This window comes from Burkholderia sp. MS455 (assembly GCF_016899445.1).
GTDB lineage: Bacteria > Pseudomonadota > Gammaproteobacteria > Burkholderiales > Burkholderiaceae > Burkholderia > Burkholderia pyrrocinia_C.
The window spans coordinates 1574025-1588735 of the sequence record NZ_CP041779.1 but is presented as its reverse complement, the minus strand read 5'-3'; the positions used below and the strand labels follow the sequence as shown (position 1 = coordinate 1588735).

Genomic DNA, 14711 nt, shown 5'->3' with positions numbered 1-14711 from the left:
CGCACCCCGGTGCGGAGGACAGCATGAGCAACATTCAACTCGACATCGAGTGGACCGAAGCCGCCACTCGCCAGATCAAGCAACTGATGCCCCGCGGCTCGGCCGACGCATTCCTCGCGCTGCCGCCGATCGAGTGCCTGCCGATGGAGGGCGACGTGCTTTTCCTCGGCCCGCAAGGCAAGCAGCAACCGTTCATCGTCGCCGAGCGCCAGTATCATCACGACGGCGACGCCGACTGGACGATCATCCTGATCCTCGACGTACCCGGCACGTCGCACTGACGCGCTACTGCGACCGGACACGTCCGGTCGCCCCACCCTGCTCAGACGAGCTTCGACAGCACGCGGATTTCGGAACTTTCGATCCAGTCCGCGGCCGCTTCGCGATAAGCGAGAATGTGCGCGGAACGCGCATGGGCGGCCAGCGCCTCCTCGCTCTCCCAGCGCTCGACGAACACGAACCGAGCGGGCTCCTTCAGATCCCGGTGCAGGTCGTACTGCAAGGCACCGGCTTCGTTGCGGGTCGGCTCGACGATCCCTTCGAGCACGGTGCGCAGCTTGTCCTCGGCGCCCGGCTTCGCGACGATCAGCGCCACGACTGCAATTTCCGCCATTCCCGACTCCTTCATCCAGAAAATTCCGAGAATACGCGAATCACGCATCATGCATCGGCCACGCCGATGCCGCACTACACGACGGCCAAAAAAATAGCCCGCGCTTCGGAGAAGCGCGGGCGAAACCGTCGCCCTACGAGGATAGGCGACGGGGCCATCGAGATCCGCGCGCTGGCGCACGGATCGTCATCAGTTGCGCCGGCACTGGTTGTGCCGGCATTTGAAAACGTCGAGACCGTTGATCGAGCGCTCGCGACGCTCGCCCGGCATCTGACGTCATCCTCCCTGCTCTAACGATTCCAACATATAAAGCAGTTTGCGTGCCAAGCATCGAACACCGGCCATACCATTGATTCATAAGGACAATTTTTCGGTCGACAACAATGTGACACGCGTTCTGCCGCCGTAACGCACGGATGTTACGTAACGTCACGATGGGGGACCGAACCTCTCGCACATGCGCGCGCAAGCCGCACGCCGGCGAGCGGTCATAAAAAAAGCCCGCCGAATGGCGGGCTTCGCACGAATGCGGGGAAACGTCGGGATCAGCGGAGCTGATTCACGAGCAGCCCCATGATCTGACGCGCCGGCGACGACGTGTCGATAGAACCCGAATCGTCGACGACCGCGACGCGCGTCTGGTCGGCCGTGAGCGCCTTCACGTTGACGCGGTACTGCTTCGCCTGCTTTTCCTTCTTGCCGTGGAACAGCTGGCTCCAGAAGCCCTGCTCGGCCGAGCTCAGGTCCTTCGGATCGACATAGCGCACGAAATACAACCCCTTCGAGCGATCGCGATCGTCGACCGTGAAGTTCGCGCGATCAAGCGCGAGACCGACGTGCAGCCACGATCGGTCGTACGGCTCGCCGAGCGTGACTTCGGACGGCACGGCCGCGTCGGCCGCATCGTTACCCTGCGCCGACGTGCGCGAGACGTTCTGCGCGGCGATCGCGGCGGCAGCCTTCGACGATGCGTCGGCGTCGGCCTTCTTGTCCTTCGGCACCTCGTTGTCCTTGATGTTCGCGATCGGCGGCTCGCCGTTCTTCGCACGCTGCTCGTTCTGCGCGAGCACGGCCATCAACCGCTTCAGGTACTCGGTCTCGAGCGCCGGATCGTTCGGCTTCGGCTCCCACTTGCTCGAATCGTTGTTCGCGCCGGTGATCGCCTCGCGCATCCCCTTCTGGCTGATGAACACGTAGGTGCCGCCGTTCGGTGCCGAATCGAGACGCGTGCGGTACTTGTTGCGCTCGGCCGTCACGTACGAGTTGCCCATCGCCTTCGAGATCACGCTGCGGATCAGGCCGTCGTTGATCTGTGGATGGGTTTCGTTCCAGTCGGTTTCCATCACGCCCTTGTCGCGCTGGTCGACGACGAGCAGGAAGCCCTGCTCCTGCCAGAAACGACGCACCTGCGGCCAGATGGCGGCCGGCTGCTTGCCGTCGATCACGAGCCAGCTCTCGGTGCCGTCGCGCTGGATATGCATGCCGGCCACGGCTGGCGCGACGGTATCCAGCGCAGGCGCTGCCTGCTGGACCTGCTGAAGCGCAGACAGGGAAGTCGCGCCGCCCTGGGGCGGCAGCGAACGCTGATCGGCCGTCTCGTCGAGCATGTTGGGCGGCACTGCGAGCGACGCTTCCTTCGATTTCGAATCGCTCTTGTAGTCCACTTTCGTGGGCGACGACGTACCGCAACCGGCGACGAGCGCGCCAGTGGCGAGCACTGCAGCGAACCGCATGGTAAGACGAAGATCAGTCATGTTCGGGGAATCCTCTTCCGCTAAATCACGGCGCTTTCCGTGGATCAACCTTGCATTTTACCGGGGCCGCGCCGCGATGTGCAAAAAAGCGACCGGCAAGAAAAAACCCGCGTCAGCATGAACTGACGCGGGTTCTTGTCTGGTCGGGGCGAGAGGATTTGAACCTCTACGAACCCACGGTGGAATAAGGCTCTCCGGGGAGTGTACCGGTCAAAACCGCCGTGCCGATTGACACAGTTCGAGGCAGTGTAGCACGAGCAAGCGCAGAAACCCGCGATGGCTGCCTGGCGCGTCTCTTACAAGGAGTATTCACCATCTCGAGGGTGCAGCGCCCGGCTCCTGCCCTTTAAGAGTTCCCAAGCGCAAACAATGTCGAGCAAAAAACAGGGACCCTACGTGTGCGAACCAAATTGAAGACCGTCAATCGTTTGGCGCAGGCTGCGCGATCAAGACCGCACCGCAAGTTGTTTTATGACCCTCCAGCGCCATCGGCTGCCCAAAATCCTCACACCCGTCCACCCCTTCAGCAATTTCAAACAGATGCGGCGCACAAAGCGGGCAAGTCACTTGATCCCCCTTGCGGGCAATGGGAACCTTCGCCGTGCCCCAGGTCGAAGACGGACTACCCGAAATCACCTTGCCGCCGTGGCTCGTCGCATCGCCAACCACAATCTGCGCTCGTCCGTGCAAGTTTGCTCGTTGCATCGATTGCCCCTCCAGATCAATGAGCAGCACCCGCCTTGGCCGAGAAGTCTGGAGCCTCGAACGGCGGAGCCTGGTATGTCGTGTCGATCGTGTAACCGGAAGCTTTCAGTTCAGCTTCTTTCTTTGATCGCTCGTTCCCTGCCGGTTTCAACTCGTTAGATATGAGTTTCTTCCAGTTTCTTCTGCGTTCAACACTATCTGTAAAGTATGGGGTGTAGTGATCAGATGCGGTACTGACTTGAATGTCGGTCAAATAGTATCCCATTCCAGGGGATCCGGATGGTTGATGGGATAGCGACAAAGTAAGAAACACTCCATCAGCATAGAAAATCCATCGCGGCTCAACGGTAATCAAGCTCTTCCATTCTTCCATCGTCGGTACATAGGTGGAATCCAATGAGTAAAGAGTTCCGGATTCTGAAGTGGCATACTTCATCGCCTCTCTGCCAATGAGGCGAGGAGATGCGGCATATATATACCTTTTCCATCCGGCGGCTCGCAGTTTGCCAAGCAGGGACATGATTTTTTCGCGCCCCTCTTCATCTGAAATTGTTTTTGATGATGAGATATTAAAATTGACGTCCCAATTATCAACGCCATCCTCGGGGCTGTCTTTGTCGCCCAAGCCAGTTACAATCATGGCGTTGTCGATATCGAAGGAATAAGGCCCTTGAATATATTTTACCGATCCGAGTTTCGTTGTGTCATCCCAGTTCATTTGGTATGCATACACACCAGATGGATGATTCATCACGGAAAAACCCTGATTCTGGGCATTGGATTTCCCGTCGGCCCCGAACTTTATCGTGACAACTTGAGGCGTCATTGGCTTGTCCTTTTTCTCTTGAATGTTCATCAATGCAATAATTGCGAAACATGCGGAAAGGGCCGCTAAAGCGCATGCAAATATTTTCAAGGGCTTTCGCATGAATGGCTCGAATAATGGTTCGCGATCAGCAGGCCAATCATGTCAAGCCGCCCATTGCGGCAATTGCCTTTAGTTCGCTTAGCATGTAATTGCGCTGCTTTTGCATGAGAAAGTGAAATAATTTCCCGGTGTCTTTAATCCACGCCATTCGTTGCTTGTAATCTTCAAGGATTAGATCCTTCGGGGCGTTGGAGCGATACTTCATGTCGGACGTTTCATTTTGGGCCGTGAAGCTCAGTTGCAAAGGTGGGATTAACGCGTGGAACGCACGCGCCGGCGCAGCCCACCATTTTTCCGAGCTAGTCGCTTGATCCATAGTTCGCTGAAATTTAAGCTTTCCGATGAATTCCGCGTCATTATATATCAGTCCTTGCAATACTTCGCCCTGCTCATGTTGCGCCATTACCCAAAGATGATTGAAGGCAAAGTTGTCTTTAAAGGTACTGTCGGTCGTTTCTTCCCATTGCTTGACCAACTTGAAGCCGATGGATACTCGCGGAGTCCATTTGAAATATCCCGGATTCTCCGAATTGGAGCCAAGGAATTTACCGGATCCTGCATCGTCCATTGTGGCGCTGGCTTCATTGATCACCGGGCACTTTGGAACCACGTCGACCGCCCACTGCTGTCGCATCAGGTTCTTCTGCACGGTGGGATGGTATTGCCGACTGTCACGTTGCTTGGCGCAATCCTGGAACGCCACTGGGTCCGCCGCATATCCGTAGCACCAGACGAGAAGATCGTTATAAATCCACAGATTACCTTTCCCCAATCCTTCATGGACGATACCCATGCCGGGCATCTTGTCTACCTGCCAACTTTCCAAATTAGCTGAAACCTGTTTGGCCGCAAACGCACCTAGGCCAGTCCAATAAAACCGACCAAGCTTGTCCTTTTCTCCGAGATGAAAATCCTCAAGAAACATGCGTGCGTAGCTTGATGCCACCCGACGGGCTCTTGCCCCATAGTTTTTTCCGACAAACGATGCATCGCCGGGTTCAATCTTGGTTTCTGAAATGGAATGCGAACTGAATCGATAATCGGGCGTTCCATCCTTCAGGACGGGAGGAGCTATCGTTGAAAGTGGTGTATGCGGCGTAGGGTTGAGGCAGGAGAAGGCGGTGGCGATTGAAGGAGAATGTTGCTTCTCACGGTAACACTTCCTCAATCGAACTCCACCACCATGGCGAAACTTACGCAGGATACGAGCGGCAGTCAAACAACAGAAGCAGACATCAAGGGTACGCCCGGCCTGGACGATCTGATCCAGCAAGGGGCGCGGCGGATCATCCAGCAGGCAATCGAGGCGGAACTGGCGGCAATGCTCGAACAGTATTCGAATGTGAAGACGATCGATGGCCGGCGCGCTGTCGTGCGCAACGGGTACCTGCCAGAGCGCGAGATCGTCACGGCAGTCGGTCCGGTGCCCGTTCAGGTGCCGAAGGTCCGCGATCGTTCGGGCTCCGGCATCAAGTTCAATTCGACGATCGTGCCGCCCTATGTGCGCAAGTCGCCGCGCGTGTCATCGTCGCTGCCGTGGCTGTACCTGCGAGGAGTCTCAACCGGCGACATGGGCGACGCACTGTCCGAGCTGCTCGGCGAACAGGCTAAAGGGCTGTCAGCGAGCGTCGTGAGCCGCCTGAAGGCCGCCTGGTCAGAAGAGTACGAGAAGTGGAACAAGCGCGACCTGTCCACCTCGCGCTGGGTCTACTGGTGGGCCGACGGCATCCATACGCAAGCCCGCGCAGAGGATTCGGACGGGCAGTGCCTGCTGGTGATCATCGGCGTGAAACCGGACGGCAGCAAGGAGCGCGTGGCGCTCAACGACGGCTATCGCGAATCGAAGGAATCCTGGAAAGAGCTGCTGCTCGATCTGAAGAAACGAGGTCTGCAGGCGCCGCCGCTGCTTGCCGTCGGCGATGGCGCGATGGGGCTGTGGGCGGCGCTTGAAGAGGTGTTCCCGCAGACACGGCACCAGCGCTGCTGGTTTCACAAGATCGGCAACATACTCAACGTCATGCCCAAATCGCAGCACGGCAAGGCCAAGGTTGCGCTCGCCGAGATCTGGAATGCCGCGACAAGAGCCGACGCAATCGCCGCGTTCAACCAGTTCGTCGACACGTACGCGGCCAAGTACCCAAAGGCCGTCGAGAAGCTCACGAAAGACCGCGACGCACTGCTCGCGTTCTACGACTTCCCGGCCGAACACTGGCAGCACGTGCGGACCACGAATCCGATTGAATCGACGTTCGCGACGGTGCGCCACCGCACGAGCCGCACGCGCAACTGTCTGTCGCGCTCGACCTTCCTCGCGATGGCGTTCAAGCTGATCGAAGCGGCCGAGCAGACCTGGAGGAAGATCCGCGGCGTCGACAGGATCGAACCGCTTCTGAAGGGCATTCCCTTCAAGGACGGCACCCCGGTGATGGAAAGCACACCGGCTCCTCAAGCGCTAGCCGCCTGATCATGCCGCCCGACCCGCGTACACCAGTCTTGACGATTGCTCGGACGGGAGTGCGTGTATCCAGTTGGGCCATCGCATATTGATGGGCGAGCGACCAGATGATTTTGCAATCACAATTCGCGTCAATGCACGTATTGCTTTTTGGGTTGGTAGTATCTTCTGCAAGATTGGCCATCTTTTAACCTTTACTTATCTGCGTCCGTGAAGAATTCGTCCCAGTGAATGCCAAATTTAACATTTTCTTCCTGAGCTGTATTCAAGGTTGCCGACCGCCCGAGATTATTGGTCTGGAAAACATGCTCTCCGGAGTCGGACGTCATTCGATAGGCAACACCCGGCAGAGATCGCCCTGAGGGAGTGAGCATTCTGAAAGTTTGGTCGTTCGCCTCGACGGCGGGTGTACCGTTCGACGCAACCCCCATCGGCTTGGGCGGCATGTTGCTGACTTGAGCGTTAACCTCATAAACGCCACCACCCACCGTAATCTTGCCGGTTTTCAGGCTGATATAACTATCGCCACCGTGCAACATCACTTCGTCAGTCGCCTTGATTGTGATTCGGTTCGCGGTCTGCGTAATTTCGAGCTTCGCCAGCAGGTTGAGGTTCTTCTGTAGCGCCTTGATATCGATGTCTCCGGCGTACGACACCATTCGGATACCCAGTTTGTACGCAAACAAGCGAATAGCGTTTCGAGCAGTGGCTAGCAGGTTGCTGCCGCTGCTGACGCTAACGTGAGCGCCGCTCGTGAGCGCCATATGTTCACCGCTCGCAAGGTGAGTACTACCTGCCGTCGTCGCTTCAATTCCGGCCGGTGACGCGAAAACCAGATGGGGCTTCGACAGTTCCGGAAACGCGTCACTCCCTTGTCCCCCACCCGCCCCTCTGATCTCGTCGCTCTGTTTCCGAAGTACCTTGGCAACCTCGGGCTGGTCCTGCGCATCCTGCGCTTGCGCTTGGACGGCCGCATTGGCAAGCGTATCGTGCAAGTCTCTCGCTTGTGCCAAACGCTGCACCGTCTCGCCCATGTCCTTCACAGCGGCGGCCGCACCCGAGCGAGCCTCGGTTGTCACCAACATCCCTTGGTTCGCCCGCAGCACGCCCCACGAGTCGGTTGCCAGTTCCCAACCGATTCCGCGTGCTTCACCACGCCCTTCATTGCCTTCAATGCGCGTGTTGTACCCGACAACTAGGCGAGACCGCTCGTGATCGCTCGCGACTTGCACTTGAAGTTTGCCCGGCGTGTCGTCGGCAACGATATGGTTCGCCATCGTACTGGCCAAATCTCGCGAACGTAGACCCGACAAGGCTTGGTTATCCGGGAGCTTCCATTGGACAAAATTGACGCCGTTCGGCACGCGGCCCGTGATAAGAGGGCGATCGGGGCACCCGTCCAAGAACGACACGACGACTTCATCGCCGATACGTGGGACATGGATCATTCCGAATCCCTGCCCCGCCCACGGATGACTCACACGCACCCAGCACGAACTCCGCGTATCGCGTTGCCCGATTCGGTCCCAGTGGAATTGGATCTTGGTTCGACCCAACTCATCGGTATATATATTCTGCTCTCGCGGACCAACCACCGTCGCAGTTTGCATTTGCATGACGGGCTTGCGGTGCTCGAACGGGCTTCGGAAAGGCACGGATTTACGCTGCGCCTCTAACTCAATCAGAAAAAAGCCCTCGGAGCCATCATGATGGGGTACGCGGGATGGCCGTGCTCCGTCCTGATTCGCCGACGCCTCTGCCAATTGGCGTTGCAAACTACCTGGGAGATTTGCGTGATGGTTTGAAACTGGGAGATTGTTCTCGATCAGCCAAACCACTTCGATGATGGCGAACTGATTGCGCTCGGCGGAGTCAAGGTCGTGTTGTGGATGTCCAACAAGCGTAAATGTCCGCCCCGCATCAACACTGCGCAGTCCGCCCGTACCGTAAAACCGCTTGGCGCGAGACTCCCACTCTTCCATGCGAATTTTGGAGAGGTGGTCTCCACGCCCCTGTTCAAGATACGTATACGGACCGGTGTACTCGTACATCTCCAACTGTTCCGGCAGTTCGTGGGATACCGTCGGGACGTTGGTACCCTTCGGATTCGCGAGGGGTGAAGGACTCTTGTAGTCGAACGTGCGAGTGGTCAGCGCGGCGCTATGGAGGGTGCGCAGGCCGGACCAGTGGATCAACCCGTCGACCTCGCTATTCACACCGTCGCGCGAGAACTGCACTGAACTCGCGACAAGCGGCTCACACGAATCCAGACGGTATGCGATTTACCGTCGCTGGCCTGCTTCCAGATGCTGAACAACCCCTCCTCTTCCATCAACCGATGAACGAAATTCCAATCGTCCTCGTACTGTGTGCAATATGATCTCGGCGGAAGCGGCTTCGAGAGTGCAAAATCGAATCGGCCTCTCGCCTGCGAATGAGCGTTGAATACGTCCCGGAGGATTTCATCCACCGGTTTGTCCTGCCAGATACGCTGATCGCGGCGAAATTTCAGGAAATGCATCCACGAAGCGAAGCTGATTTGGAAGCTGGTTAGTCCGCCTTCCGATCCCAGCCGCCTTACTGCATAAACGTAACCGTGACGCGGAACGTAGGAGTGGTCGGCCTGCTGGAGCCACAGAGTAATGGGCTGGCCAATCAGCCTCGTCAGCTTGAGATCGCTACGCGTCGACGCCACATCGAGCGTGAAATCGTAATGTCGTCCAATTCTGGACCGACCTACGGTACGCGTAGGCAGCAATACATTGTCCCCAAGCGGGGTGTCGAGTTTCAGTAAACGATCCCGTTGGATCGGCCCGCCTTGAATCGCCCTCATGATGTCTTGCACACTCATCCCGATCCTTTTATTACTTTTAGCTTACTTGCTACCAAGATAGCCCAGGTTCTCTCGCCGGGTATTCTACAGCTGAATAGCTAGTGCTTCCCCTTACTCGTGCCTCGTTGTCCGTCAACCAATGCAAAACCGATGAAAGTTTTTCGACAGCATCTGCACCGATGTCATCGATGAGTGTCCCATGTCAATCTCAGCCGTTCCGTCCACCCCTCACGGAACCGCTGTCGAACTGTTGGGCGGGCAGTCGCGCCCATTCCGCAACGGAATGGCGCAATGTGCCGACGGCGAGAGGTCAAAGGCGATAGGTGCGCCAGCGCGGCGAACGCCAGCCCTCAGCATTCCAAGGCCAACGCAAACCGCATTGGTCCCCAGCGACGGACCTCGTCGGGAACCATTGCCTCTCGCTGGAAATCAGGTTGTCAAACGAAATATCGACTCATATGAGCCAATACCAATTCAAACGCTTTAGAATCCTTCGGTCGCACTTTGAAAGGCTGCAGGAGGATGCGGAAACAGAGGTGAGAAAGCACTTCGACGCGCATCTTGGCCAAGAGACAGAGCGGTGGGTCAACGAAGGGCTTCGCCACAAGCCAGAGGAACACTGCCCCTTCTGCGGGCAAGACACGGCTGGATTGCCACTGCTTCAAGCCTACAAGGACTATTTCAATCAGGCATACAAAGAGCACCTGCGACACATAGCTTACGGCTACGTTTGCTAGCGACGTGATGCAGGTAGCATGATTTCCAGCAGTCTTCCGAGACCATCCGCGAGCCGGGTCTAGCAGGAAGTCGACAAATGTGGCCCCCGTTGCCTTGGTCAGCTTGGTGAGTGGTACGCGGCCCACGGCCTGCTCGAACAGGGCCAGTGCCTTATCGGTGCGCCCTACAGCGTTGGCCTTCGGGGCATTTCGAGCGATCCACGCCGGTACGACATCCCTGAGCGTCTTAGGCGACTCCTGCGACTCGGCGGACTCATGCGCGTCCGCGTGCAATGCGGGCGGCTCCGGTGCAGGCGGGGTATCGATAGGTGCACCATCCTTCCGCTCCATCACGTCCTGCCAGGCCGCCATTGACGCTCGCGCGATCTGGAGTAGCCCGCGCATCCCCTCCGGGGATGACCAATCGACCCGGATACCCCAAGCCTCGACGGTACGCTCGGCGTAGGCGCGTGCTGACTGAAGGTCACCGCGTTTCATTGCCGCCAAGTCTGCGGAGTATGACCGTCTCAGGCCCTTCATTCCTAACGCCTTCAGTTCCGGCTCAGGTGTTAGGAACGTCACATTGTCGTCAGCTTGCAAAATCTGGTGGCGTAGCACGTCTGCAATCTGGCGCACCAACGCTGACGTGAGCGTAACAAACGGCGCAGGGGCGGCTTTGGCCCGCAACGCGTCGAATCGATCCCGGTACTCTACTATCAGCTTGAGGGCCTTGGTGATTGCCTCGTCGCGGTTCGATGTACGCAAGCTCGCCCGATAGGCGTCGGCTTTCGGCTTGCCGGTCTTTGGATTGCGGAAGTGTTGTTGCAGGTCTTTGGGCACGCCGATCCGGAGGTGGAACACGGACGAGCCTGGGCGCAAATAGACGCCAGTGGGAAGGGTTGCCAAGTCAGTCATCTCCGCATTGTTGCACGGCGGAATTGACACACCAAACTGACACACCCGGAAAAAGGAAAGGCCTGGAAAGCTATACCAGATAAGGAAACCCTTTACTGACAAGCCTTCCAGGCCTTGATTCCTGGTCGGGGCGAGAGGATTTGAACCTCCGACCACCTGCACCCCATGCAGGTACGCTACCAGGCTGCGCTACGCCCCGAAAGAAGAAAAGTATAACAGACACTTTTCCAATTTAGAATCGGGTCGCATGCATTTTGTGAATGTTCTTGTGAAATTTTTTGGCGTGCCGGTGCCGATACGAGTGAAGCCGCGCACGCTGGCGCGATCTGCGCTCCCATTGCACGGCGGCCGCATCGCATTCACCGCTTGCGCGCAACACAGATGACTGTCAGGCCGGCAACGCGGTTGAACCGGAACATCGGCAACTCGGCGCGACAGATCGTCTTGAGCAAGCCGTTGACGAGCGGATGGTGCCGGCGCAATTGCGACGCCGGCTCGCGCGGATGCCGACGCGCCCGCTCGCCCAGCCGCAGCGCTGCCGCGAGCGGAAACGTGAGGCCGAAGTAATAGGCGCCGCGCTCGACGTCGAGCCCCGCACGACGAACCACATCCTCGAGACCGCCGAGCGTGTACCTGCGCTTGTGCTCGAGAAAATCGTCATGGCCGCTCCAGAGGAACTGGAACGCGGGAACCGTGATCAGGAACCGGCTGCCCGGAGGCGCCCCCTTCACATACTGTGCCAGCAGCCCGACATCGTCGTCGACATGCTCGAGCACGTCCATCAGCAGAACGAGATCGGCATCGAATCGCTCGACGGACCGCCGAAAGTGGATGGGTTTGCCGGCCGTCTCTTCGTCGGTATCGTCGGCGTAGCTCGTATCGACACACCACGCTTCCGTCGCCTGCGTGCGTTCGAGCAAGTGCTTCGAGAAGAAGCCGGAGCCTGCACCGACGTCGAGTATCCGGTTCGCGCCCGCCCCGCCCAGGAACCGACGGATCGCGCTCGCCTTCGACGCGTAGTACCAGTGATCGCCCACACCCGCACCCAATACGTCGACTTCCTTCAGATCCATGACGCTTCCCCGTGACGGCCAAGTGTTTTGATCCGTACAGCCATAAAACTGATCTTACCTCGCCGTTGCCGCCGATCGTACCTGTCGACGCTGCACGACCGGGAAGGATCGCACGCTTGCCTCGACCCCCTCGACCGACGCGTCGCGAATCCGCTGAAAACCCGCGCCGGCCAAGGCTGGCAGCGGATTCGCCCATTCGTCTAAAAAACACGTCGGCCGAGGGTCTGCACAAACCAAACGACCGTTTGATCCGGCCGCCCAGCTACCCCGAATCCATTGTCCCGCAGCCCGTCGGCTCGCAGCGCCCGGGCGCCCGTTGTTTGGTAACGCCGCTCTAGCGCGCTATGACACACTGCACGGCATCGACGCTCGCGCCGGACAGTGGCGCGCGCCGCCGTCGATCACGACAAGACACGGAGACAGACGATGCGGAATGCGGTCCGGCGCGGCCATCGCTCGCCTTTGGCAATTTTCGACTGGATTTCCGGCCCGCGACGCGCGGCCGCCCCGGTTTCGCACAAGACAGCCCGCGTGTTCGGCTGCGGCGCGCTGGCGCTGGCGCTCGCGCTGCTCTGCACCGGTTGTGCGGAATCGTCCGCGCAGCGCGACGGCAACGCGTCGGTCGCGTCGACGAAGATCGAGCGCACCAAAGCCGAACGCCTCGCCCGCGAGCAGCAGATCGCGCGCACCGTGCCGTCGCTCGCATCGATCGGCCTCACGCAACCGCGCCCGTTCACGCTGCGCGACTCGGGCCAGAACGGCGCGATGACGTTCCTGCGCGACGTCGATTTCCGCATCGTCAACAACCTCGGCTTCTTCATCCATCGGTTGTCGGCCACGCTCGTGCCGACGCAGGCCGGCGCGCCGATCGTGTTCGACGATCCGACGAGCTTCGAGATCGACGTGCACGAAGGCACGGTCACGCTCGACAACGCGAAGCTGACCGCCCTCTTCAATACCTATATCTTCGGTTACCGCAACGCACCGCTGCGCAAGCTCGCCGTGTCGGCCGGCGACGGCGTGATCCACCTGCAGGGCGAAATGCAGCGCGACGGCTGGGCGCCGTTCTCGCTGACCGGCACGCTCGCGATCCGCGACGGCAGCCAGCTCGTGTTCCACCCGACCGGCGTGCGCGTGTCGGGCATCAACGCGCAGCCGGTGATGCGCGCGGCCAACGTGAAGATGGCCGACCTGCTGAAGGTCCAGACGCCGATCGCGCAGCTCGCCGGCGACGATCTCGTAATGTCGGTCGACAAGCTGATGCCGCCGCCGCGCCTGAAGCTCACGATCACCGCGCTGCGCGTGACGCCGGCCGGCCTCGACCTTACGCTCGACGACGGTACGCATGCAGGCTTCGCGATGCCTGCGAACGCGCCGCAGCAGGCGATGGTCATTCGCGGCGGCGACGTGAAATTCATGCGCTCGATGCCGATGAACGCCGACATCCTGATCGGTCCGGTCGATCCGGCGAAGCGCGACCGGAATTTCGTGTTCGACCTGTATCACTATCGCGACCAGGTGTCGGCCGGCTACTTCAATTTCGACGAAAGCGGTGCGATGGCCATCCGGATGCCTTCGTACACGGGCCCGGCCAGCGGCGCGCAGCTCGGCAACGCGGCCGCACGCCTGAACGACAGCTTCCTCGCCGCGCAGCAGTATGCGCTGCGCGAGGTGCGCCAGCACTGGGAAGCCTACGCGCTCGCGGCGGACACGGCGCGGCCCGGCATGCAGAAGGTCGCGATGCGACGCATGTCGACCACGCCGTTCAACGAGCGGCACGTGTCGAACCGCAACCCGACGATCCATCTGCACAACGTCGACTTCAACCTGTCCGGCGATATCGGCTTTCATGTCGAGGATCTCGACGTCGAACTCGTGTCGAAGCGGCCCGTCGAGCCCGTCGACCTCGACGATCCGAACCAGTACGACATCCGCATTCTCGGCGGCACGGTCGTCGAGTCATGGAAGGCGATGTCCGCGCTCTTCAACAACTACCTGCTCGACTACTCGCCACGTTCGTTGAACGACCTGCAGCTCAGTGCGGACGGCCAGAACCTGCGCGTCCAGGGCGGCATCAAGCTGTGGAATCACGTGCCGGGCGTCTGGCTGCCGACCGACATGAAGGGCTCGCTGACGGTACTCGACGACCGGCACCTCGCGTTCAAGCCATCCGAGGTGTCGGTGCTCGGCATTCCGCAGGCGAAGCTGCTGCGCTCGCTCGGTATCGAGCTCGCTTCGCTGACGCCGCTGCAGCGTCGCGGCGCGGAACTGCGCGGCGACACGCTCGTGCTCGACCAGTACACCGTGTTCCCGCCGCCGGTGCTGAACGGCAAGCTCGGGCAGGCAACGGTCGAGCGCGACGGGCTGCGCCTCACGTTCCGGCGGGCCGCGGGCGCGCCCGTGCCGAAGCGGCCGCAGATCGATGCGCCGAGCTACATGTGGATGGAAGGCGGCGACATGAAGATGTTCAACGTGCTCGAACTGAACGTGCGCGCGCTGATCCGGAATTCGGCCGAGGCCGGCCCGATGCGTTTCGACCTGTACGACTACCGCAGCCAGGTCGCGCAGGGCTCGGTGAGAATGCTGCCGGACGGCACGCTGGTCGTCGACATGGGGCAGAAGAATCCGCTCGCGTCGCGCTGATCCGCGTGCGCGACGCGCATGAAAAAACCCGGTGGCGCTTCGCCAACCGGGCTGTTCATTTCGTCCTTCGTACTTC

At 59.6% G+C, this 14711-nt stretch carries 12 protein-coding genes, 1 tRNA gene and 1 pseudogene; 4 read left to right on the top strand and 10 right to left on the bottom strand.

The features are described 5' to 3' along the window. The first annotated feature begins 23 nt into the window (after positions 1-23). On the top strand, positions 24-281 hold the full coding sequence (locus tag FPJ27_RS26470) for a hypothetical protein (RefSeq protein WP_034184019.1): 258 nt from the start codon (positions 24-26) through the stop codon (positions 279-281). 41 nt (positions 282-322) lie between these two features. On the opposite strand, the gene FPJ27_RS26465 is transcribed toward FPJ27_RS26470, so the two are convergent. Further along, positions 323-613 carry a putative quinol monooxygenase gene (locus FPJ27_RS26465; protein ID WP_204426248.1) on the bottom strand — a complete coding sequence of 97 codons (291 nt, stop codon included), beginning with the start codon at positions 611-613 and terminating at the stop codon, positions 323-325. Positions 614-679: 66 nt separating this feature from the next. Here FPJ27_RS26465 and FPJ27_RS26460 point away from each other — a divergent pair, with 66 nt between their 5' ends. Beyond that, positions 680-907: a hypothetical protein gene (locus tag FPJ27_RS26460; RefSeq protein ID WP_204426247.1), complete on the top strand. Its 228-nt coding sequence runs from the start codon at positions 680-682 to the stop codon at positions 905-907. Positions 908-1158: 251 nt separating this feature from the next. On the opposite strand, the gene bamC is transcribed toward FPJ27_RS26460, so the two are convergent. The 4 genes from bamC to FPJ27_RS26440 all read right to left on the bottom strand — a co-directional run bounded on the left by bamC (position 1159) and on the right by FPJ27_RS26440 (position 5168). Continuing rightward, positions 1159-2367 (bottom strand): outer membrane protein assembly factor BamC, encoded by a 1209-nt coding sequence (gene bamC / locus FPJ27_RS26455; RefSeq protein WP_204426246.1) that lies wholly within the window; start codon positions 2365-2367, stop codon positions 1159-1161. A 420-nt stretch (positions 2368-2787) separates the two neighbouring features. Then, the gene (locus FPJ27_RS26450) at positions 2788-3072 is read right to left on the bottom strand and encodes a PAAR domain-containing protein (RefSeq protein ID WP_204426245.1); all 285 of its coding nucleotides are present in this window, start codon (positions 3070-3072) and stop codon (positions 2788-2790) included. Between the two features lie 16 nt (positions 3073-3088). Continuing rightward, positions 3089-4000: a hypothetical protein gene (locus FPJ27_RS26445; protein WP_204426244.1), complete on the bottom strand. Its 912-nt coding sequence runs from the start codon at positions 3998-4000 to the stop codon at positions 3089-3091. Between the two features lie 37 nt (positions 4001-4037). Continuing rightward, positions 4038-5168, bottom strand: coding sequence for a hypothetical protein (locus tag FPJ27_RS26440; RefSeq protein ID WP_204426243.1), 1131 nt, complete (start codon positions 5166-5168; stop codon positions 4038-4040). On the opposite strand from FPJ27_RS26440, the gene FPJ27_RS26435 reads away from it, so the two are divergent. After that, positions 5139-6464: an IS256 family transposase gene (locus FPJ27_RS26435; RefSeq protein WP_239483157.1), complete on the top strand. Its 1326-nt coding sequence runs from the start codon at positions 5139-5141 to the stop codon at positions 6462-6464. The genes FPJ27_RS26440 and FPJ27_RS26435 overlap by 30 nt on opposite strands. A 185-nt stretch (positions 6465-6649) precedes the next feature. Here FPJ27_RS26435 and FPJ27_RS36935 read toward each other — a convergent pair whose 3' ends face one another. From FPJ27_RS36935 to FPJ27_RS26415, 5 genes and pseudogenes are all read right to left on the bottom strand, one after another. Continuing rightward, on the bottom strand, positions 6650-7489 hold the full coding sequence (locus FPJ27_RS36935) for a DUF2345 domain-containing protein (RefSeq protein ID WP_239483394.1): 840 nt from the start codon (positions 7487-7489) through the stop codon (positions 6650-6652). Continuing rightward, a pseudogene (locus tag FPJ27_RS36930) lies at positions 7484-9288 on the bottom strand (type VI secretion system Vgr family protein); the annotation flags it as partial. The pseudogene FPJ27_RS36930 and the gene FPJ27_RS36935, both read right to left, overlap by 6 nt. 437 nt (positions 9289-9725) lie before the next feature. Beyond that, positions 9726-10910, bottom strand: coding sequence for a DUF6538 domain-containing protein (locus FPJ27_RS26425; RefSeq protein WP_204426242.1), 1185 nt, complete (start codon positions 10908-10910; stop codon positions 9726-9728). Positions 10911-11041: 131 nt separating this feature from the next. Then, positions 11042-11118, bottom strand: a tRNA-Pro gene (locus tag FPJ27_RS26420). 160 nt (positions 11119-11278) lie between these two features. Further along, complete coding sequence (locus tag FPJ27_RS26415) at positions 11279-11992, bottom strand: methyltransferase domain-containing protein (protein ID WP_204426241.1); 714 nt, start codon at positions 11990-11992, stop codon at positions 11279-11281. Between the two features lie 426 nt (positions 11993-12418). On the opposite strand from FPJ27_RS26415, the gene FPJ27_RS26410 reads away from it, so the two are divergent. Then, on the top strand, positions 12419-14635 hold the full coding sequence (locus tag FPJ27_RS26410) for a hypothetical protein (RefSeq protein WP_204426240.1): 2217 nt from the start codon (positions 12419-12421) through the stop codon (positions 14633-14635). Positions 14636-14711 lie beyond the last annotated feature (76 nt).